The sequence below is a fragment of the Enterococcus sp. DIV2379 genome, from assembly GCF_050542965.1.
In the GTDB taxonomy this organism is placed as follows: domain Bacteria; phylum Bacillota; class Bacilli; order Lactobacillales; family Enterococcaceae; genus Enterococcus_D; species Enterococcus_D entomosocium.
Genome location: NZ_CP172938.1, coordinates 2,289,379 through 2,311,597, shown reverse-complemented (window position 1 = coordinate 2,311,597; position 22,219 = coordinate 2,289,379). Strand labels below are relative to the sequence as shown.

Annotated in this window: 19 protein-coding genes; 17 read left to right on the top strand and 2 right to left on the bottom strand. The window is 33.6% G+C overall.

All coding sequences use genetic code 11. From position 1 onward, the window contains the following. Positions 1 to 9: 9 nt before the first annotated feature. The 16 genes from IGI92_RS10625 to IGI92_RS10550 all read left to right on the top strand — a co-directional run bounded on the left by IGI92_RS10625 (position 10) and on the right by IGI92_RS10550 (position 17,061). Positions 10 to 789, top strand: a complete 780-nt coding sequence (locus tag IGI92_RS10625; RefSeq protein WP_008378786.1) for a YveK family protein — start codon at positions 10 to 12, stop codon at positions 787 to 789. A 9-nt stretch (positions 790 to 798) separates the two neighbouring features. Further along, the gene (locus IGI92_RS10620; RefSeq protein WP_420680569.1) at positions 799 to 1,506 is read left to right on the top strand and encodes a CpsD/CapB family tyrosine-protein kinase; all 708 of its coding nucleotides are present in this window, start codon (positions 799 to 801) and stop codon (positions 1,504 to 1,506) included. Positions 1,507 to 1,529: 23 nt separating this feature from the next. Beyond that, entirely contained in the window at positions 1,530 to 2,294 is a 765-nt protein-coding gene (locus IGI92_RS10615) for a tyrosine-protein phosphatase (protein WP_430606982.1), read from the top strand. Positions 2,295 to 2,306: 12 nt separating this feature from the next. Then, entirely contained in the window at positions 2,307 to 4,124 is a 1,818-nt protein-coding gene (locus tag IGI92_RS10610; RefSeq protein ID WP_430606981.1) for a polysaccharide biosynthesis protein, read from the top strand. A 12-nt stretch (positions 4,125 to 4,136) separates the two neighbouring features. Further along, positions 4,137 to 4,751: a sugar transferase gene (locus tag IGI92_RS10605; RefSeq protein ID WP_430606980.1), complete on the top strand. Its 615-nt coding sequence runs from the start codon at positions 4,137 to 4,139 to the stop codon at positions 4,749 to 4,751. After that, positions 4,748 to 5,644, top strand: a complete 897-nt coding sequence (locus IGI92_RS10600; RefSeq protein WP_430606978.1) for an NAD-dependent epimerase/dehydratase family protein — start codon at positions 4,748 to 4,750, stop codon at positions 5,642 to 5,644. Before IGI92_RS10605 ends, IGI92_RS10600 begins: the two co-directional genes overlap by 4 nt. Then, a complete protein-coding gene (locus IGI92_RS10595; protein WP_430606976.1) occupies positions 5,637 to 6,857 on the top strand; it encodes a glycosyltransferase family 4 protein in 1,221 nt (406 codons plus the stop codon). The genes IGI92_RS10600 and IGI92_RS10595 overlap by 8 nt, the downstream gene beginning before the upstream one ends. Beyond that, positions 6,850 to 7,872: a polysaccharide biosynthesis protein gene (locus tag IGI92_RS10590; protein WP_430606974.1), complete on the top strand. Its 1,023-nt coding sequence runs from the start codon at positions 6,850 to 6,852 to the stop codon at positions 7,870 to 7,872. The genes IGI92_RS10595 and IGI92_RS10590 overlap by 8 nt, the downstream gene beginning before the upstream one ends. After that, complete coding sequence (locus tag IGI92_RS10585; protein ID WP_430608495.1) at positions 7,869 to 8,978, top strand: capsular polysaccharide biosynthesis protein CapF; 1,110 nt, start codon at positions 7,869 to 7,871, stop codon at positions 8,976 to 8,978. Before IGI92_RS10590 ends, IGI92_RS10585 begins: the two co-directional genes overlap by 4 nt. A gap of 2 nt (positions 8,979 to 8,980) precedes the next feature. Next, positions 8,981 to 10,105, top strand: coding sequence for a non-hydrolyzing UDP-N-acetylglucosamine 2-epimerase (gene wecB / locus IGI92_RS10580; protein ID WP_430606972.1), 1,125 nt, complete (start codon positions 8,981 to 8,983; stop codon positions 10,103 to 10,105). Beyond that, positions 10,102 to 11,163, top strand: a complete 1,062-nt coding sequence (locus IGI92_RS10575; protein ID WP_430606970.1) for a glycosyltransferase — start codon at positions 10,102 to 10,104, stop codon at positions 11,161 to 11,163. Before wecB ends, IGI92_RS10575 begins: the two co-directional genes overlap by 4 nt. Beyond that, positions 11,150 to 12,328 carry a hypothetical protein gene (locus tag IGI92_RS10570; RefSeq protein WP_430606968.1) on the top strand — a complete coding sequence of 393 codons (1,179 nt, stop codon included), beginning with the start codon at positions 11,150 to 11,152 and terminating at the stop codon, positions 12,326 to 12,328. The genes IGI92_RS10575 and IGI92_RS10570 overlap by 14 nt, the downstream gene beginning before the upstream one ends. A gap of 31 nt (positions 12,329 to 12,359) precedes the next feature. Then, positions 12,360 to 13,490 carry a glycosyltransferase gene (locus tag IGI92_RS10565; protein WP_430606966.1) on the top strand — a complete coding sequence of 377 codons (1,131 nt, stop codon included), beginning with the start codon at positions 12,360 to 12,362 and terminating at the stop codon, positions 13,488 to 13,490. Further along, positions 13,477 to 14,472 carry a Stealth CR1 domain-containing protein gene (locus IGI92_RS10560; protein WP_430606964.1) on the top strand — a complete coding sequence of 332 codons (996 nt, stop codon included), beginning with the start codon at positions 13,477 to 13,479 and terminating at the stop codon, positions 14,470 to 14,472. Before IGI92_RS10565 ends, IGI92_RS10560 begins: the two co-directional genes overlap by 14 nt. A 78-nt stretch (positions 14,473 to 14,550) precedes the next feature. Continuing rightward, the gene (locus IGI92_RS10555; RefSeq protein ID WP_430606962.1) at positions 14,551 to 15,612 is read left to right on the top strand and encodes a glycosyltransferase family 2 protein; all 1,062 of its coding nucleotides are present in this window, start codon (positions 14,551 to 14,553) and stop codon (positions 15,610 to 15,612) included. Between the two features lie 3 nt (positions 15,613 to 15,615). Next, positions 15,616 to 17,061 carry an oligosaccharide flippase family protein gene (locus tag IGI92_RS10550; protein WP_430606960.1) on the top strand — a complete coding sequence of 482 codons (1,446 nt, stop codon included), beginning with the start codon at positions 15,616 to 15,618 and terminating at the stop codon, positions 17,059 to 17,061. 333 nt (positions 17,062 to 17,394) lie between these two features. Here IGI92_RS10550 and IGI92_RS10545 read toward each other — a convergent pair whose 3' ends face one another. Beyond that, a complete protein-coding gene (locus IGI92_RS10545) occupies positions 17,395 to 18,009 on the bottom strand; it encodes a helix-turn-helix domain-containing protein (protein ID WP_430606957.1) in 615 nt (204 codons plus the stop codon). 633 nt (positions 18,010 to 18,642) lie between these two features. Here IGI92_RS10545 and IGI92_RS10540 point away from each other — a divergent pair. Further along, positions 18,643 to 21,318, top strand: coding sequence for a MucBP domain-containing protein (locus IGI92_RS10540; RefSeq protein WP_430606955.1), 2,676 nt, complete (start codon positions 18,643 to 18,645; stop codon positions 21,316 to 21,318). 81 nt (positions 21,319 to 21,399) lie between these two features. Here IGI92_RS10540 and IGI92_RS10535 read toward each other — a convergent pair whose 3' ends face one another. Further along, entirely contained in the window at positions 21,400 to 22,071 is a 672-nt protein-coding gene (locus tag IGI92_RS10535; RefSeq protein WP_430608493.1) for a CPBP family intramembrane glutamic endopeptidase, read from the bottom strand. Between the last annotated feature and the right edge of the window lie 148 nt (positions 22,072 to 22,219).

The window sequence follows — 22,219 nt, the reverse complement described above, 5'->3', positions numbered from 1 at the left end:
GGAGAAAAGATGGAAGAAACAATTAGCTTAAAAGAAATATTCGCAATTCTACGGAAACACTTAGCTGCTATTTTTATTTCAATGTTTGCTGGTTTAGCTTTAGCAGGGATATTCACCTTCTTTGTCATTACACCGAAATACAGTTCACAAGCTCAGTTGATTGTGACATTGCCACAATCCGAAACTACCAATGCCAACGATGTGAATACAAACTTGCAAATGATCAATACGTATAAGGATATGATTGTCAGTGACTTGGTTATGACACAAGTAAAGGATCGTTTGGAGTCTGAAAATAACCTTGACTTGACTGTCGGACAATTGAAAGAATCCATTTCAATCAACCAGTCACAGAACTCACAAATGTTTTCCATTCAGGCAACTAGTACCAATGCAGTGTCAGCGCAAAATATTGCCAACACAACAGCATTGGTCTTTCAAGAAAATGCTCAAGATGTTATGAATGTTGATAAAATCTCAATCATTTCAAGTGCGGTAGCTAGTACTACACCCGTTTCACCTAACAACAAACTAAATTTAGCCATTGGTCTGGTATTAGGGATCATGGTCGGTGTCGGTTTAGCCTTCTTATTGGAGCTACTAGATCGAACTGTCAAAGATGATAAATTTGTAACCGAAACATTAGGCTTTACCGTATTGGGTACTGTACCCCAAATGTCACCAAAAGAATTGGCTGCGACCATTCAGAAAAAGCCAAGCGCACCATTTATTAAGAAACCGCAAGGCGACAAAACGGCAGAATCACGCCGTAGTCGTAGCCGGGTCTAGGAGGGAACAATGATGGCAAAAAAACAAGAACGTACTGGGACACAGACACATGCAGTGAGCTTGATTACAATGGTTGATCCTTCTTCACCAATCTCAGAGCAATATCGTACGATCCGTACAAATATTCAATTTGCGTCTTCAGCAGATAAACAAATCAAGACCATTGTTGTTACTTCTTCTGGTCCAGGTGAAGGGAAATCGACAACTTCAGCTAATTTAGCGGTTGTTTTTGCAAAATCAGGACAACGAGTATTGTTAGTTGATGCCGATATGCGAAAGCCTACTGTATACAAAACATTCAGCTTAAACAATGCGAGTGGATTGAGTACCGTATTAAGTACCTCAACGAGCGTCCTTGAAGCAGCTCAAAAAACGGTGATTGATAATTTATCTGTCTTAACCAGCGGACCAAAACCACCAAATCCATCTGAGCTACTTGGGTCAGCACGAATGAACCAAGTGATGGAAGAAGCGAAAAACCTTTACGATGTGGTTATCTTTGATATGCCACCAGTTGTAGCAGTCACCGATGCACAAATCATGGCATCTAAAGCAGATGGGACGATCTTAGTGGTTCGAGAAAATGTTGCACGTAAAGAATCCTTAACAAAAGCGAGAGATCTATTGAATATGGTTCAAGCAAGAATCATTGGGGTGGTCTATAACGGTGCCGAACACTCGAAAGACTCAGGTTACTACTATTATTATGGAAATTAATTAATTTGAAGGAGACGAGAGAAATGATTGATTTACATTGCCACATTTTACCAGGAATTGATGATGGTGCTGAAGACATCAATGCGAGCATTGCTATGGCTGAAAAAGCGATTAGCCAAGGAATTACGCATATCCTTTGTACCCCACATCATAACAATGGAAAATACCGCAATCCGAAGTCAGAGGTCATTTCTCTCGTTACCTCTTTACAAGAAGAATTAGACGCACAGAACCTGCCCTTGACAGTTCTTGAGGGGCAAGAGGTTAGGATAACAGGAGATTTAATTGAGGATATACAGAAAAATGACATCCTTTTTACAGATCTTGATGATACGTATATCTTGATAGAATTTCCTACCATTGAAGTGCCTACGTATACAGAACAAATATTCTTCGATTTACTACAGCTGGGAAAGATTCCAGTCATTGTCCACCCCGAGCGGAATGCTCATTTTAGAAAAGACCCTAACAATCTCATCCCTTTTTTGGATATGGGCTGTTTGGCACAGTTAACTGCGCCAAGTTATGTCGGCGTATTTGGAAAAGAAATCCAAAAAACAGCAAAAACAATGGTTGAACATAATCTTGTTCAGATGGTCGCTTCGGATGCCCATGGCGTTACAAAACGCACCTTTAATTTAAAAGAAGCTTATGAGCAAATTGAGCAAGATTTTGGCATGCTCAAAGTAACCTTGATGAAACAAGTAGCAAAAGATTTGATAAACGGGGATCAAATCAGTTTTCCAGCTTTTACAGAAGTGAAAAAAAAGAAATTCGGGTTATTTTAGGGGGCAACTGGGTTGTTTGAATTAACGAGAAGAAGAAAAATTGTAACTTTGATAGTTGTAGATAGTTTATTGATCATAGCAGCAAATATTGCAGCAGTTTATTTTATGAAACCCTTTGTGGCGATTCCAAAAGAATTTACATTGATGTCGGTGAGTCTGTCTGTAGGTTTCTACCTTTTTTATGGTTCCGTATTTCGTGTTTTTTCTCGGATCAATCGTTACACGAACTTGAAAGAAATGATCGCTATCTTCTTGGCTGTATCATGCAGCGCTTTTACTTGTAACGTGATCTTGTTTTTCGGTGATGAAACCTATAGCGTGCGCTTAGTGATCTTTACGTACTTTCTTTCGCTCTTTCTGATTATTGCTAGTCGATTGATTTGGCGGATCTATATTGAAAGAAAAAACATGAGGGGTACGTCCAATGAGGTTGTCAAAAATACCCTGATCGTCGGTGCAGGAGAAGGCGGCCGTATTCTTTACAATAGCTTCGTAGGTTCGAAAACGGCAAGTGACATTAATATTATCGGATTTGTCGATGATGATCCGAATAAACGAAACACTTATCTTTCTGGGAAAAAAGTCTTGGGTTGTATCAGTGATTTACCTGATTTGATTCAAAAGTATGAGATCAATATGGTTACGATCGCTATTCCATCCTTGTCACGGAAAAAATTGCGGAGTATTTTTAGCTTAATTGAACCTTTGCATGTCAAAGTCAACACGATGCCATCAATGGAAGAAATCGCCTCTGGAAAAATCAGCACCTCACGTTTGAAGAAAATCGATGTCGTTGATTTGCTAGGCAGAGACGAAGTCAAATTGGATATCGACTCCATCAAAGATCAAATTACTGGAAAGACGATATTAGTGACTGGTGCTGGTGGATCGATCGGTTCCGAAATCTGTCGCCAAGTGATTCAATTCAATCCTAAAAAACTAGTTTTGTTAGGACATGGAGAAAACTCGATTTACTTAATTGACCGTGAGTTGAACATCAATTTTAAAGATAATATTACCAAAATCGTTCCTGTTATAGCCGATATACAAGATCGAGAAAAGATGTTTGAAATCATGAAGGAAGTCAAACCGGATATCGTTTATCATGCGGCAGCACATAAACACGTACCGTTGATGGAATACAATCCTAAAGAAGCAGTGAAAAACAATATTTACGGAACGAAAAATACCGCTGAAGCTGCCAAAGCTGCGAAAGTGAAAAACTTTGTAATGGTGTCTACGGATAAAGCCAATAATCCACCAAACGTCATGGGGGCAACAAAGCGCATCTCCGAGATGATTGTTACCGGCTTAAATGAAAAAGGGTGCACGAAATTTTCTGCTGTGCGTTTTGGCAATGTATTAGGTTCAAGAGGCAGTGTGATTCCAGTATTCCGTGAGCAAATAGCAAAAGGTGGACCGATCACAGTAACTGATTTTCGTATGACCCGCTATTTCATGACGATCCCAGAAGCTAGCCGCTTGGTTATTCAGTCAGGGGCACTTGCTCAAGGTGGCGAAATCTTCATTTTAGATATGGGCGAACCGGTGAAAATTGTTGATCTTGCGAAGAATATGATTCGTCTAAGTGGTTATAGCGAAGAAGAGATTGAGATTATTGAAACTGGGATTCGACCTGGGGAAAAATTATATGAAGAGCTTTTGCTGGATAAAGAACGAAATGATAAAGCAGTCTTTGAGAAAATTTTTGTTGGGAATATCAAAGGATATTCATTGGAAGAGGTACTTTGTTTTGTAGAAGCACTTCCTAAAGACAGTGCTACATTGGCTAATGAAATTGTGAAATTTGCAAATGCTTCAAACAAATAGGAGTGGGTTTTGTTGTATAAGGATGGAATGAAAAGAATTATTGATTTTCTATTATCGCTAATAGGGATAATTGTTTTATCACCAGTACTATTACTATTATGTCTAGCGATAAAAATCGATTCAAAGGGTCCCATTATTTTTAAACAAAAACGGGTTGGAAAGAATAAAACCCATTTTAATATTTATAAATTCAGAACAATGAAGATTAATACACCAAAAGAAATGCCAACACATCTTTTAGAAGATCCTGATTTTTATATCACCAAGGTCGGGAAATTTTTAAGAAAAACCAGTTTGGATGAGCTGCCTCAATTATTCAATATTATTAAAGGCGATATGGCTGTCATTGGGCCTCGTCCAGCGCTATGGAATCAATATGATTTGATTGAAGAACGTGATAAGTATGGGGCAAATAATGTTCGACCAGGATTGACTGGGTTGGCTCAAATTAGTGGTCGAGACGAGCTTGAGATTCCAGTTAAGGCCAAGTTAGATGGCGAATATACGGATAATATTAGTTTAAGGATGGATATAAAATGCTTCTTTGGTACGATTACTTCTGTTTTCAAAAGTGACGGTGTCGTTGAAGGCGGGACTGGAACGATGAAGAAGGAGGAAATCGAGTGAAAAGAATTCTAATCACAGGAGCGAATAGTTTTATCGGTACATCCTTCGAGAAATGGATGCAGCAATTTGGCGATAATTATCAAATTGATACAGTTGATATGCATGGAGATCAATGGAAAGAAAAAGATTTCTCTCAGTATGATTCTGTTTTTCATGTTGCTGGAATTGCTCATGCAGATGTATCAAAAGTCAGTGAAGAAACGAAACAACTTTATTATAAAGTGAATTGCGATCTTGCAGTTGAGACAGCAGAAAAGTACAAAAAAGATTTAAATGGAAAAAATGGACAATTTATTTACATGAGTTCGATTATTATTTATGGTGAGGAAACAAATATAAATAAGAAGCGTGTTATTACTCCAGAAACACAACCTAATCCATCCAATTTTTATGGTGATAGTAAGTTGAAAGCAGAAAAAGCTTTAATAGAAACACATAACAAAAATTTGAATATAGTAATTTTGCGACCACCAATGATTTACGGGGAAAATAGTAAAGGGAATTTTCGAGAACTTGTAAAATTAGCGAATAAGCTTCCAATTTTTCCATTAGTAAATAATCAGCGATCAATGTTATATATTGAAAATTTGTGTATAGTCATTAGAGAAATTATAGACAAAAATAAAGAGGGGGTATTTTTCCCTCAAAATAACGAATATGTTCAAACGAGTACCCTCATTAAATTGATAGCAAAAAGTACAAATCATAATCTGTTTATCTTGAATTATGTAAGTTTATTGATTAAGGTTTTAGGCTATTTTCCAGGTAAAATAGGTAAATTGACAAACAAAGCTTTTGGTAATCTAATTTATGCTCCGATTACAAGAAATCCAGATTTTGTAGATTTTGAAGAATCTGTTAAAAGAAGTGTAGGTATAGATAGAAATGAGTAAAAAGATATTAGTAGTATCACAATATTTTTATCCAGAACAATTCAGAATTAATGACATATGTACTTCGTGGGTTAAACGAGGCTATGAAGTTACTGTCCTTACGGGGATACCTAACTATCCTCAAGGAGATTTTTATAAAGGATATAGTCTGAAAAAAAGACGAAAAGATGATTTCGATGGCGTTAATATAATTAGAATTCCAATAATACCTAGAAAAAGCAACAGTATAATGATGGCTTTAAATTATCTTTCTTTTGTTATATCCGGATTATTTTGGAATCTGAATAATAAAGAAAAATTTGATATGGTATTTATTTATGAGGTATCTCCTATGACGCAAGCAATGCCAGGGATTTGGATTTCGAAAAAATTAAAAATTCCCTGTTATATCTATGTAATGGATTTGTGGCCAGAGAATTTTGAAATTATCACAGGAATCTCAAATCGACTGATAATTAAGACTTTAGATAACATGGTCGATTATATTTATAAAAATTGCACCAAAATTTTTACAGCCTCGGAGAGTTTTAAAAAGAATATTGAAAGTCGCGGACATGATTCAAATAAAATTTATTTTTGGCCTCAGTATGCGGAAGAATTTTATCGTCCTAATGCTTTAGCAAGTGACAAAATAAAACAAGATGATAAGATTAATATTACTTTTGCCGGAAATGTTGGGATGGCTCAAGGATTGGATATATTACCTTCTATTGGTGAAGATTTAAAGCGTAGGGATTCCAATATAAGATTTAATATTGTTGGAAACGGTAGATATTTATCAACATTAAAAGAGGAAATAGAGCAAAAAAATCTTCAAGAATATTTTTGTTTTATAGATCCTGTGCCACCAACGGAAGTATCAGGAATTTTTTCGGCGAGTGATTTTTCATTTGTCTGTCTTCAGGAAAGTGAGATCTTTTCGATGACCATACCAGCGAAACTTCAATCTAGTATGGCTTGTGGAAAGCCTATACTACTATCTGCTAGTGGAGAATCTCAGACAATTGTCAAAAACGCCGATTGTGGATTCGTTAGCGATGCAGGAAATATTAGCCAATTACTAAATAATCTAATGCTAATTGAGTCACTTACCAGAGATGAAATTGTTCATATGGGGAACAACTCAAGAAACTACTTTTTAGAGTATTTTGAAAAAGAACTACTTTTAGATAAAATGGATAATTATATAACAGAGGAGACATATAATGTTTGAAAATAAAACACTGCTAATAACTGGTGGTACAGGGTCTTTTGGAAATGCTGTTATGAAAAGATTTCTTGACTCCGATATAAAAGAAGTTCGTATTTTTTCTCGAGATGAAAAGAAACAAGATGATATGAGAAAGAAATACAACAATGACAAATTGAAATTTTATATTGGGGATGTACGCGATATAAATAGTGTTAAAAATGCAATGTACGGAGTAGATTACATATTTCATGCGGCTGCTTTAAAGCAAGTTCCTTCATGCGAATTCTTTCCGATGGAAGCTGTTAAAACAAATGTCATGGGTACGGATAATGTTGTGACAGCTGCTGTTGAGATGGGGGTAAAAAAAGTTATTTGTCTTTCAACAGATAAAGCTGCTTATCCAATCAACGCAATGGGGATTTCAAAGGCAATGATGGAGAAGGTTTTTGTAGCAAAAGCGAAAACTGTGACAGATGAAAATACAATGATTTGCGGAACGCGGTATGGTAATGTCATGGCATCCAGAGGTTCTGTGATTCCATTATTTATTGAGCAAATAAAAGCAGGAAAACCGTTAACTGTAACGGACCCGGGCATGACTAGATTCTTGATGAGTTTAGAAGAAGCCGTTGAATTAGTTGTTTTTGCATTTCAAAATGCAAAAGCAGGAGATATCATGGTTCAAAAATCGCCTGCGTCAACGGTCGGTGATCTAGCACAAGCAGTGAAAGAACTTTTTGAAGTCGAAAATGAGATTCAAATTATAGGCACACGTCATGGTGAGAAAAGATACGAAACCCTTCTTACAAAAGAAGAATACCTCGTTGCGAAAGATATGGGTGGCTTCTATCGTGTACCAGCCGATACTAGAGATCTTAATTATGAGAAATATTTTAGTGAAGGCAGTACCGAGTTGACACACGAAGGTGAATACAATTCTGATAACACAGAACGACTATCCGTAGAACAAATTAAGGAAAAATTATTAGCATTAGATTATGTTCAAGAAGAGTTGAAAGAGTGGAAAAGTCGATGAATATTTTAGTTACAGGAGCCAATGGATTTGTAGGTAGAAATTTAATTGCAGAGCTTCGAAACGAAGGTTATGAAAATATTTTTGAATATGATATAGATACTCCTCCACATTTATTAGATGAATACTGCTTAAAAGCAGATTTTATTTTTCATTTAGCGGGCGTAAATCGGCCCAAGGAAGAAGAAGCGTTTATGGAAGGAAATTTCGGTTTCACCTCAGTTCTTCTAGATAAACTAAAGGAATACAACAATACCTGTCCAGTAATGATATCATCCTCTATTCAAGCTGCTCTTAACAATGCTTATGGTCGCAGTAAGAAAGCTGGAGAAGATCTCTTACGAAAATATCAAAGTGAAACTGGAGCGAAAGTCTACATTTACCGATTCTCTAATTTGTATGGAAAATGGTCGAAACCAAATTATAATACGGTAGTAGCGACTTTTTGTTATAAAGTAGCTCGAGGTGAAGAAATAACCGTTAATGATAAAAATGCGGAAATTGAACTTTGCTATATTGATGATGTTGTTAAGGAATTGCTGCATTGCCTTCAAGCAAAACCATTTATTGTCGACGACTTTTGTTCAGTAAGAGAAACGGATACAGTAACTGTGGGCACTTTGAGAGATATAATTCTTTCTTTTAAAGAAAGTAGAATAAATCTATCTGTACCTCAATTGAATCGTAGAATAGAAAAAAATCTGTATAGTACATTTCTTAGCTTTTTACCAGAGGATGAGTTTTCATATCCTTTAAAGATGAATATCGATGATCGCGGATCATTCACCGAATTTTTGAGGACTGAAGATCGCGGACAAGTCTCAATTAATATTTCAAAGCCGGGGATTGTTAAAGGAAATCACTGGCATCATACCAAAAACGAGAAATTTTTGGTAGTAAGTGGAAAAGGCGTCATCCGCTTTAGAAAGATTGATTCTAAAGAAATCATTGAGTATTTCGTTTCTGGTGAGAATTTAGAAGTAGTCGATATACCTGTTGGCTATACCCATAATATTGAAAATTTAGGGGATACTGACATGGTCACTGTTATGTGGGTAAACGAAACGTTTGACCCTGAAAATCCTGATACTTATTACGTGGAGGTCTAGCATTGAGAAAATTAAAAGTTATGACAGTCGTTGGGACTCGTCCAGAAATCATTCGCTTATCTGCAGTTATTAATCGTTTAGAGAGTTCTGAAGCGATTGACCATGTACTTGTACATACTGGTCAAAACTATGATTATGAACTAAATGAAGTTTTCTTTGAAGACTTTAAATTAAAGAAGCCAGATTATTTTTTGAATGCAGCAACAGGTACAGCCATTGAAACCGTTGGGAATATACTGATCAAAATAGATCCAATTCTTGAAGAAGTAAAACCAGATGCATTTTTGGTCTTGGGAGATACCAACAGTTGTTTATGTGCAATTGCCGCGAAGCGAAGACACATTCCTATTTTTCATATGGAAGCTGGAAATCGCTGTTTTGATCAAAGAGTACCAGAAGAAACAAATCGAAAAATTGTTGACCATACAGCTGATATTAATTTAACGTATAGTGATATCGCCAGAGAATATTTATTGAGAGAAGGGCTTCCAGCGGATCGAATCATTAAAACCGGTAGTCCCATGTTTGAAGTGCTGAATTCTAGAAAAAAAGATATTGAGCACTCACCTATTTTGGAAAAACTAAACCTTAAGCAAAATGAGTACTTTTTAGTGTCGGCACATAGGGAAGAAAATATCAGTTCAAAAGAAAATTTTCATGATCTCGTGGATTCACTAAACTCAATTGCTGAAGCATATCAATATCCAATTATTATCAGTACTCATCCACGGACAATGAAAATGATAGAATCAGAGGGTATTCAATTCCACGAATTGATTCAAACCATGAAACCTATGGGATTTAATGATTACAATAAGCTTCAAATGAATGCTAAAGCTGTTTTAAGTGATAGTGGTACGATTAGTGAAGAAGCATCGATCCTCGGATTCAAAGCTCTAAATATCCGTCAGGCACATGAAAGACCAGAAGCTATGGAAGAAGCTAGTGTAATGATGGTTGGTTTAAAGAAAACCAGAATTCTTGAAGGATTAGAAGTTTTAGAGACACAAGAAGATGATACTCTTCGACAAGTATCAGATTATTCAGTGCCAAATGTATCTGAAAAAGTATTACGGATTATTGTTTCTTATACAGATTATGTGAATCGTGTGGTGTGGCAAAAGTGAAAATTGTAGTTAATGATATTGCTGCCTCAGAAGGAGGTGCATTATCTGTTCTTGAAGATTTATACAATAAAATTGTTGAATACAATGATAAAAATGAATGGATATTCTTAATCAGTGATGACTATTTGGAACCAAAAGATAATATTAAAATCATTAAACTTCCTCAAATTAAGAAAAGCTGGATCAAAAGAATAAACTTCGACTTTTTTCATGGTAAGAACCTTATAAATGACTTAGCCCCTGATGTGTATGTCTCTCTTCAGAATACAGCTACTCTTGGTGTTAAGATGAAGCAAATTGTCTATTTTCATCAGGTAATCCCCTTTCAAGTTGATTACAAGTTTAATTTGTTTAAAAAGAAGGAAATCAAATTATGGATTTATCAAAATATCGGGAGATATGTGTATTTAAAACTATTTGAGCATTCAAATGCAGATATTGTTGTTCAAAGTAAGTGGCTTGCAAAATTGATGCAACAAAATTTAAATAATGATTTTTATGTTTCACAACCAAGTGTAACTTCGGAACTAAGTAAATTTAAATTTGATTCCATGAAAAATAAAAAAAAATGCAGATTCTTTTTTCCTACGTCAGACTTTGTCTACAAAAATTATAAGGTGATAATTGAAGCTGTAAAAATTTTGAATGAGAATCATATTGGAGGCTTTGAAGTTATATTAACTTTATCACCTGAAGAACATGATGAAATCGCTAATATTAACTATATTGGAAAAATTACGAGAACAGATGTATATAAAATAATGACTGAATCAGTATTAGTTTTTCCATCAATTATAGAAAGTTATGGGTTACCATTAATTGAAGGGATGATGATTGGATGCCCTATCATTGCTGCGGATTTAGAATATGCCCATGAAACTTCAGATGGGTATAAGAATATAGTCTTTTTTGATTCGAATAGTCCTCATAACTTAGCTGAAAAAATGGAAAATATGATTAAAAATAATGATTACGTATATTCTAAATATAATCGAAAAGAAAGTGATAAATCTGAGTTGTTAAATATCATTTTAGGAGTGAAAAATGAATATAATTAGAAGATCTTTAATTATCATGTTTTTAGTATGTAGTATAGGAAGTTTTTTCGAGTATTTTAACACTATTTTTCTTGGTCTTAGATATATATGTATGGCATCTTTATTTTTACTTTTTTTATTGGAAATTAGAAAAAATTTTATTTTAAAAAAACATATCTTTATTATATTGTTATTTGTTTTGACGTTTTTTATTTATCCACTCGTTGGAATACTCTTCAACATTTATTTATACGGATTAATTACAATTTTAATGAATATTTGTTTTTATATATCTTTTTTAGTATGTTGTCTTTATATATCTCAATATTATTTAGAAACTTCACGAGCAAATTTTTTCAAAGATTTTTCTATGATATGCTTTTTGTTTTTGATAAGTGGGGCACTAATCTATAGGGACTTTACTATTGACGTTATAACACTAGTATTTAATCTCGTTGGTAATAACCGTATTGAAAGGTCATATTTAGGATTTACAAATCCAAATCAAGTTGCAATAATGTCTTCTGTTCTGATAATTACTACTTATTTATCAAACATGAAAAAAATTACAAAAATAATACTATTAGGTTTTAGTTTGTTGATATTGATAAATACAGGCGCAAGAACGCCTTTATTAGCCATGCTTCTTATGGTTGTATTCTTTATTTTCTATTATTCTTATAAAAAAATCACTATTCCGTTATTGAAGGTTATGTTGAAGACTTTGTTGATAGGTTGCACAATAGTTTCTATTTTAATATTTGCTAATTTTATTTCAACAGTCTCGAGTAGTTTTTTTGTGAGTTTAGATATTTTAACTACTAATAGATTGAGTAGACAGCTTAATACGATAAAATTTTTATTAGATTCTAGGAGTTTTATATTTGGATTAGGTATGTTTAATATATCATTTTTTTCAAGTCAAGATATATTCAGCGGATTAAATACTGACAGCTATTATACTTATTGTTTAGCTACTACTGGCATAATAGGATTGGTTTTAAACCTTTATTTGGTAGGTAATATGTTAATAAAATCATTGAAAATGAAAAATATGTCATTAATAGGTATCATAATTTTTTGTATTTCTTATGCAGCTTTTGAAGCAACCTTAATTTTTCCAACTTCATTATTGTCAATTCTTCTATTTGTATCGTATTTTATACTAATAGATAAAGTAGGTTAAGAAGTAATATTATATGAGAGGTGATAATAAAATGAAAGTTGCATTTATAACATATTCTAAGGCACCATATAGAACTAAACAGTTTGAACATATGGTCCGCAAAACAGGAATTGAACTTACCGTATATTATGTAGGCAGAAGTGTTATTAGTAGAAAGTGGGAAGTGAATGAATCACCTAATTTTAATGAGATTCATTTAAAAGGAATAGGAAAACTAGGTAATCATTTTTTATACTATCCAAAAACTAAGAATATAGTAAAAAAGTATGATTTAATATTGTTGGGCGGGTACAATACAACAGCTAGTTATCTATTTACATATTATGCTAAAGTAATGAAAAAGCATGTGGCATTTGTAATGGATGGAATATCTCCTGAAAAAATTAAAGAATCAAAAAATATTAAATTTTATTTGAAATATTTTCTTTTAAAACAAATGGATAGTTTTTTTGCTAACGGAAGCATTTCGAAAAAATATCTAGTTAATAATTTTTCTGTTAATAGTAGAAAAATCTTTAACCAATTTCTAACCGTCGATGTAAATAGAATCGATGAAATTTATAAGAAACACTCTAAAAATGTTAAAAAAAATTTTCAAATATTGAATGGAAATAAATTTGTTATACTTTATGCAGGAAGATTGCTTGAAAGAAAGAGAGTTAAGGATATAGTTGCTGCAATTTCATTACTAAACATTAAAAATTGTATTCAATTTGTGATCATCGGGAATGGAAAAGAGCAGGATTCTATCATAAAATACTGCATAGAAAGAGATGTTAATTACCTTCATAAAGATTTTGTCAAAAAGCAAGATGAATTATTTAGCCTTTATAATATAGCGGATTGTTTGATATTGCCTTCTGAAGATGAACCTTGGGGCTTGGTTGTTAATGAAGCTACCGCAGCACATTTGCCGGTTATTGTTAGTGATTCTTGCGGTTGTGTAAATGATTTAGTAAAAGATAACATTAACGGCTACATTTTCCAAAAAGGTAACATAGTTGATTTATCAGATAAGATTAGCATGATGTATAGTAACAAGAATAAAATTAAAGAAATGGGCGATAAATCATTTGAAATTATATCAGAATGGAAGTATGAGAATTCGGCCCGTTCTTTTGATGCAATGTTGAAGGAGCTTTATAAAAATGGAAAAAATTGATTTTGTCGTAACATGGGTAGATTCTAATGATAAAAAATGGCTTGAAGATAAAAATTTATACGATAAAAAAAATTTGGATATTAAAAAATTAAATGATGTCTCCAAATATAGAGACTGGGATTTTTTCAAGTATTGGTTTCGTGCTGTAGAAAAATATGCACCATGGGTTAATAAAATCCATCTTGTGACATATGGGCATGTACCTGAATGGTTAAATGAGAACAGTGAAAAATTAAACGTAGTTACTCACAATCAAATCTTACCTCTAACTGCATTGCCAACATTTAATTCTCAAGCAATTGAATTAGCTTTAAATAAAATAAAGGGATTAAGTGAGAACTTTGTATATTTTAATGACGATATGTTTCTAAATGACTATGTTACACCTGAAGATTTTTTTGTAGATGGTCTTCCTAAAGACTACGGTCTCTTTAATGCAATAACTCCACATCTAAACGGTATAGAGCATACAATAGTAAATAATATTGAGTTAATAAATGAACGATTTGATAAGAAAGAGGTTATTAAGAAAAACCTTAATAAGTTCTTTAATATAAAGTACGGATTGTGGAATATCAGAAATGTATTACTTTTACCATGGCAACAAATTACTGGATTTTACGAGCCCCATACAGCGGTCGCCTTAAAAAAAAGCACATTTAATCTTGTGGTTGAAAAAGAATATAAAGCTATACAAAAAACTATTCATAATAAATTTAGAACCAAAGATGATGTTAACTTTTGGATTGTTAGATATTGGCAGATTTGTCTAGGCCAATTTATTCCGCAAAAAAAAGAATTCTCAAAGATGTATTACATTTCTTCTGATAATAATTTATTATTTAAAGATATTCAAGAATCAAATAGCAAAATAATTTGTCTGAATGATTCTGATTCAGTTTTCAATTATGAAAAAACAAAAAAAGAGATTAAATCTATTTTTTTAAATAAATTTGCTGAAAAATCTATGTTTGAAAAATAAAGAATAGGGTCATTGAATTGAAATTAAATCATTTTACCTGTTTTAATAAAACATAACGAAAAAATTGAGGGGATATAAATGATGATATCAGTAATAGTTCCATTTTATAATGCCAGAAATTATATTGAGAGATTTCTAAAAGCTTTCCATAATCAAACTAGTCAAAACTATGAGTTAGTTTTAGTTGATGACGGATCGAATGATGGATCTAAGGAATTATTAGATACTTTGAAAAATACTTATAATTTCGTTTATGTTTTCCAAAATAATAGAGGTGTTTCAGAAGCGAGAAATACAGGAATACGATATGCTAAATATGAAAATATACTTTTTGCTGATATCGATGATATAGTTGAGAAGAACTATATTGAGAGATTTTATTTAAATATTGATGATAATAATTCTCTTATTTGTTGTTCCTACAATATTGAATATCCAAAAGAAGACCGTAGCTTAAAAAAGTTACTGCATATTAATTTGGAAAAATTAGAAAAAGATCAATCTATTTTCAAAATAGACGTAAATGGTATGCTAAATGTAGTTTGGAATAAACTTTTTTTTAAGTCAATATTAGTCGATAATAAAATTAAGTTTAATAGTGATTTGAAATCTGGAGAAGATTTAGATTTTGTATACCATTATTGCAGATTTATAAAAAAAATAAAGATAATAGAAGAACCACTTTATAATTATATAAGAATTGACGGACATTCTACATTAAACAAGTACATACCAAATTTAGAAATTAACTTGGACTTTGTTGAGGATGCACGGGAGCAATTTTATTCTAGTTCAACTTTGCAAGCTTCTGAGTATAAGGAATTTCTCGATTCTTGTTATATAAATAGTAAAATGATTGTTTTGAATAATTCCTATAAGCTTGATGCTCCACGCAAGTTGAATAAAAAAGTTATATATTCTATAATAAATGATTCAAAACTTAGAAGATGTTTAGATAACGTCAAATATAGTACTTTTAATCAAGTTATCTTTTATTTTGCTGTAAAAAGTAGAAATTTTTATATCTTTTATTTACTTTATAACGTACTTTTTTTTATGAGAAATAATATGAATTTTTTATATAATGTCTTGAGGCCTCTTTTCTTCGACTTCAAATTTTTGGGGAAAAAGGGGGAATAAGCTTTGATTCAAAAGAACAAAAGTAATAAACTTTTATTAATCAATATGATATCAAGTGGATTATTTCAACTTCTAATGCTTGTAGTACCCTTAATTACAACTCCTTATGTCGCTAGAATATTCACTCCTTATCACCTTGGAATATACGCAGCCAGTTATAGCGTAGCTAGTTTATTCGTTACTTTTTCTATGATCGGGTTGCCAATCTATGGTGCAAGAAGAATAGCTCAGATTAATAACATAGTCGAACGAACTCGTGTTTCCTTTAATTTATGGGTTATTCAAATTTTGTGTTCTTTTATCTGTTTTTTTTTCTTCAACGGTCTAGTTGTTATTCTTCATCTGGATAAAATATACTATGTACAGTCCTTTTTAATTTTAGCTACTATGTTCGATATATCGTGGTTCTATATTGGCTTAGAAGAAATAAGAAAAAATCTTCTAAGAAATTTAGTTACAAAAATATTAGCAACACTTAGCATTTTTATATTGATCAAAAGTCCTACTCAATTGGAATTTTATGCGGTCATTAACATTATTGCTGTATTTTGTGGAAATCTCACAATGTTTAGTACGCTCAGACCTTATATTGAATTTAAAAGAGAGCATTTTAAAATTTATTTTCGAAAAAAAGTTGTGACAGATTCATTTAGATTAATGATTCCAATGATACTTGATAACTTGAAAAACACTTCATCTAGAGTTATTTTATCTAATCTTTCAGGGAATTATCAAGTAGGTATATTTGATCAAGGTTCAAAAATAATAGTTATTATTTTAGGTATCCTTACTTCTACATCAAATGCAGTTTCTCCAAGAATGTCATATCTTGTGGGAGAAAAGCAAATTACTAAAATGAGAAGTTATTTTGAAAAATTTATAGTTTTGATTTCAGTTTTTTCTACGATAACAATTTCAGGAATAATAGCAGTAGCGGAGTATTTTATACCAATTTTCTTAGGCGGAGGATATGATGAAGTGATACCTATATTAGTAATAGGTTCATTTCTAATTATGTTTGGCACATATAATGTATTCTTGATGAATGGTATGATTATTCCATTTTCTTTAGATAGAGAACTAGTAAAAACCTCATTAGCTTCTCTAATTGTTATAGTTCTTTTAAATTTTCTTCTTGTTCCAATTTTAGGATCGATAGGGAGTGCATTAGGACTTGTAATCAGTAATATAACCTTAACAATTTTATACTGTTGGATATTAAAGGGATACCTTGAACTAATCAAAATTGTTAAGTATATATTTAGTTCTTTATTAATTATTCTTTCTGTTTCAATTATGATTATACTGTCTAAAAAATATATATCGTTTAGTTCTCTTTATACCAGTTTTATATTCTATGGGTTGTATTCATTTATATTATCTTTTTTGTTGTCATTTATCATGCTTAAACTATTTAAAGTTAAGATGTATAAAAGAAACAACGAATAAATGAAGTGCCACCAAGAAGTTAGACCAAAAAATCTAACTTTTTGATGTCCTATAAATTATTTTTGATTAGTGTGTTTTTTTCTTTAATTTTGTTCAGTTATGTATACAGCTATTTAACTAATTTGAAAAATCATTTTTTATTAGAGATTTTGACAAATTTTTATGAGAGTCCAGATGAAAAAATATTTTATTATCTAACCTAGTTACTATTAAGAATAAATATAATAGGAGAGTTTGAGGGAGATAAATACATCAAATAACTATCTTAGAATAAACACTAAAAGCCAAGATACCTTCATACCTTTCTTAAGAGCTCAGAATAAAATTTAAACATTAGAGTGTATACTTCCGCCAATCAAACAAATAAATCACCCCAATTGCTTTAAACATCAAATAGACAAAATGACCATAATTATGGCCGATCAGATGTAACGCATCAGCAGAAGCTCCTTTATTCGACCAAAGAGTAAAACCTAATATAATGGCTAAGATCAACAGACCTTTTCCAAATGCAAAGACAATTGTTTTTGCAGGAAGGGGTCTTTTTTTTGTGAGGAAAAAACCGAATAAAAGGACAAAGTTAACTAGTAACAAAAAATGTGCAGCAGCTGTCCATAGGGTCATTGTTCCTGTAGGTGTTAAGAAGTCGGTGAAAACGCAAGCGACGACTGCAGTCAAATTGAGCAAGTATAGAAGTAGGCGGAAGGTTGGTTTCTTCTCCTCACTCATTCTTTCTGGTTCGTCTGCTAATTGTTCTGGTTTTAGCAGTGACTCTAAATCGATTTGATAGAGATCACTTAATTTGATCAATGTATCGATGTCTGGGGTACTTCGATTGTTTTCCCAATTTGAGATCGTTTGTCTGGTAACAAATAATTTCTCGGAAACTTCTTGTTGGGTGAGTCCTAATTTCAAGCGACTCTCTTTTATTTTTTCAGCTATAGTCATTTCAATGCTCCTTCTGACATATCCTAACATAAAGCGGTTCAAAGAAACAATTGTAAAGCTCGATTTAACGAAGAAATGCACAAGTGTATTTCTTCGTTTTCAAAAAATGAAAATAAAATGAGTTTAGCTTAGAATTTCGCATTGGATATTCACGGCAACACGATTATTTTTAGTGTTTTTTCTTTTAAATAATACCTAATTCTATTGTTCTGAGCTGGAAACTTGAAAAAATATCTCTTTTGAAAATTAGGAGGTATTTTTATATGAGTCATTCAAAAAAGAAAGGAAATCTTAGGTGAAAATAGTGTCCTGTTTTAGGAAAACGGAAATCGTTGATAAAACAAGGATGCAAAGAAGCTTTGCGCTGATTTGCACTGGATTTGCTTGAAGGGAAGGGTACTTGAATTATAAAATTCTGAAGAGGTGATGTAGTGCAATGATAAATGAATCAGGTATACACAAGATAAAGGGCATTTCATGAGTCCGCATAAAAATTTCAGCTAGGAGTGGAGCATACGATAAATAAAAAATGTTTGTAAATTAAAATTTAATAAATTATAATGATTTTCAGGCGTGAAAAAAGCTTGAATAAAAAAGTCTAAATTTTGAAAAAGAAGGTTAAGGTGAAAGTTTGTGAAAAAGAAATTTAAACATATTATGTCTTTAATAATCCTATTAAGTGCTGCGGTGGTAACACCAGCATTTCAGGTAATGGCGGAAAGCGAAGGTTTTTCAGATTCCCAACAGTTGGAGCAAGACGAAAAGATAGCTACACCATCTAATGATACAAATGATTTAACGGAAGCAGATAATGCTGCGATGACAACAATGGCCTCATCGAGTGTGGATGCTAAAAACGAGCAAACGCAAGTCAACAGTGATAATGAAAAAAATATTTCTGAATCAGATATTAAAGAAGATTCTGCTGTAAGCACTGTAGACAAGGTCCCCTCATCTGTTAATGCTTCAGCTGCAAGAGCTGTCAATGGGCAACTGACGGTTCAAGTGTTAGATGGTAATTCAAACCAACCGATCCAAGGAGCTTATTTCACATTGACCTCCTCGACATCTGGTGAAGTGACATTGTTAGTCACGGACAGTTCAGGAAAGGTTACAATTCAACTTCCTTCAGGTGGCTATTTTATTAAGCAAGTTGGTACCACGAATCAAAGACAAAACTATGCATTCACATCGGTTGGAAATTCCATCACCTTGCAGCCTGGGGAAACGAAAACACTTGAACTCTACGAGCGTTTAATTACGGGTGAGTATGCTTTTGGAAACAGTCCCGATACGATTCATATTCCTGTAAACAGTACGTTTGATTTCTCAACCAAAGCATTAGGCATTGAGGCGTTTAAACTAAATTTTAGCGGCAATATAGAAAAAAGCATTTCTGACTCGCAAATCTATCCTTACTACACCAATATTGACCCAAGCAAGCCAGGTTCCTATGTAACAATTTTTATGGCTCGACAAGCTTCCTATAGCGTGAATACCACACATGTGGTCAATGTCATTGTCGATCCGGAGCAGATTGGAGAGGTAAATGTCCGATACCTTGATGGTCAAGGGCAAGAAATCCATGAGATGCAGACCTTGACCGGTACGATTGGTGAACCATATGATGTCAGCAACGAAGAATATAAGTTAACAGTTGATGGCTACACGTTAGATGAAACTAAGTTACCAGAAAACAGTAAAGGTATCTTGGGAGAAACAGCACAGACGGTCACCTATGTGTATACAAAAAATCCCGTACCAGCAGCGGATGTAACGGTCGAGTACGTAGATACAGAAGGTAAAGAAGTTCATCCTTCTCAAACGATCAGTGGAAATGTAGGGGACCCATACGATGCTAGCACAGAACAATATCAATTAAAAATCGAAGGCTACACTTTAGACGAAACTAAACTACCAGAAAATGTTATCGGTGTATTTGGCGAAACGGTGCAAATAGTCACTTATGTCTACACAAAAAATGCCGTACCAGCTGCGGATATCACGGTCGAATATATAGATACCGAAGGCAACGAAATCCACGCTTCTCAGATGATTAGCGGTAATGTGGGCAATCCATACGATGCCAGTACAGAGAACTATCAATTAACGATCGACGGCTATACACTGGATGAAAGCCAACTGCCAGAAAATACCATAGGAGTATTTAGTGAAACAGTACAAACAGTCACTTATGTGTATACAAAAAATGCTGTACCAGCTGCGGATGTAACAATTAAGTATGTGGATACAGAAGGCAAAGAAATACACGCTAGCCAAACGATTTGCGGTAATGTAGGTGAATCATACGATGCCAACGTAGAACAATATCAAGTAAAAATCGAAGGCTACACTTTAGACGAAACTAAGCTACCAGAAAATGGTATCGGTGTATTCAGCGAAACGGCCCAAACTGTTACCTACATTTACATAAAAAATCCGATACCAGCAGCGGATATAACAGTAAAATACGTTGATACAGAGGGCAATGAAATTCATGACTCCCAAACCATTAGCGGAAGTATAGGTGATTCATACGATTCCAGCACACATCAATATAAAGTAACGATCGAAGGCTATACTCTAGATGAAACCCAGTTGCCAGAAAATAGTAAAGGTATTTTTAGCAAAACAGCGGAAACAGTTGCGTACATCTACATAAAAAATCCGGTACCAGCAGCTGATGTAACAGTGGAGTACGTGGATACAGAAGGTAAAGAAATTCACTCCTCTCAAACGATCAGTGGAAATGTAGGCGACCCATACGATGCTAGTACAGAAAAATATCAACTAATAATCGACGGATACACCTTAGATCAAAGTCAATTACCAGAAAACAATAAGGGTGTGTTTGGAGAAACGGCACAAACAGTCACCTATATCTACACGAAAAATCCGGTACCAGCAGCTGATGTAACAGTGGAGTACGTGGATACAGAAGGCAAAGAAGTTCATCCTTCACAAAGGATCAGTGGAAACGTAGGCGACTCTTATGATGCCAGCACAGAAAAATATCAACTAACAATCGAAGGCTACACGTTAGACGGAAGTCAGCTGCCGCAAAATGCCAAAGGCACATTCGGTAAGCAGGAGGCAACTGTGACGTATGTTTATACAAAAGAAAACGTAGCAACAGTGGATAGTTCTGATAAAAAAGAAAAAGACCCAACAGCGAATGTCACTTCGAAAAAAAGCAATTCTGCGCAAAGATTGCCGCAAACCGATGAGCAGGGGACGTTGTTCCCATTTGTAGTTGGTTTGTGCTTCGTCGCCACAGCAAGCTGGCTTTATTTCAGAAAGCGAAAATAGCGATCAAGTAAGTCATTGGGGAAAGGCGTTACTGACTATCAAAAAAAGACAGCTACGATTCAGCTGTCTTTTTTTGATTATTTAACGAAAGAATGAAATAAAACCGAGTCCATCATAAAGAAAATGGCAGATCCAGCTGACCCAAACACTATTGGATTTTTTCCAGACGAAGTTGAGTGCCAATCTTGCGGGCATCAAGGTGATCAATAATTGTGCTGGATGAAAACCGTACGCTGGGATATGCCACAAAGCGAACAGCACACTGCAAATGATGGAAGACCAGAGGAAAGAGAATCCTTTTTTCTGTAAAGCTAACAAGAGATTGGTACTAAGCAACTCTTCTCCCATCAACATGAAGGGTACTTGTAAAAAGACCATTTGGACAGTGATGGTTTCGCCGATCGAGTTAGTTGTTGGTTGTCCAAAAATAGCGGCATAAATAAAGGAAAAGAACACGCCAGTCAAAATGACGAAAGGCACACCCCATAATAAAACGATGAAACGAAAATGCTTGAATTGTTCCAAAAAAGTCCTTCGTAAGAGAAAGTACCCTGCACCAAATGCCAAAATCACATTCCATACAGTACCAATGATGGATAAAACGGAATCGCTTAGGGGTGTATAGGGAAGCATTTGATAGGTTAAACCGATGACTAATGTAAGAATAAATAAATACGTTGCTGACTTGTGTTTCATTTTGAACACATCCTTTAAAGTAATTGCCATACGCTGAATTATAAACAGAAAAAACATCAAAGTACAAAAAGACATCTCTCATTATTTTTAAACGAAAATAAAACGGAGTGAATACGATATCATGGCTGATAGGCTTGCTTTTATTAGTATCAGAATAAAAGATTTCTTAGAACAATTCTCAAAAATGGTGAACAAAAAGAGAAGT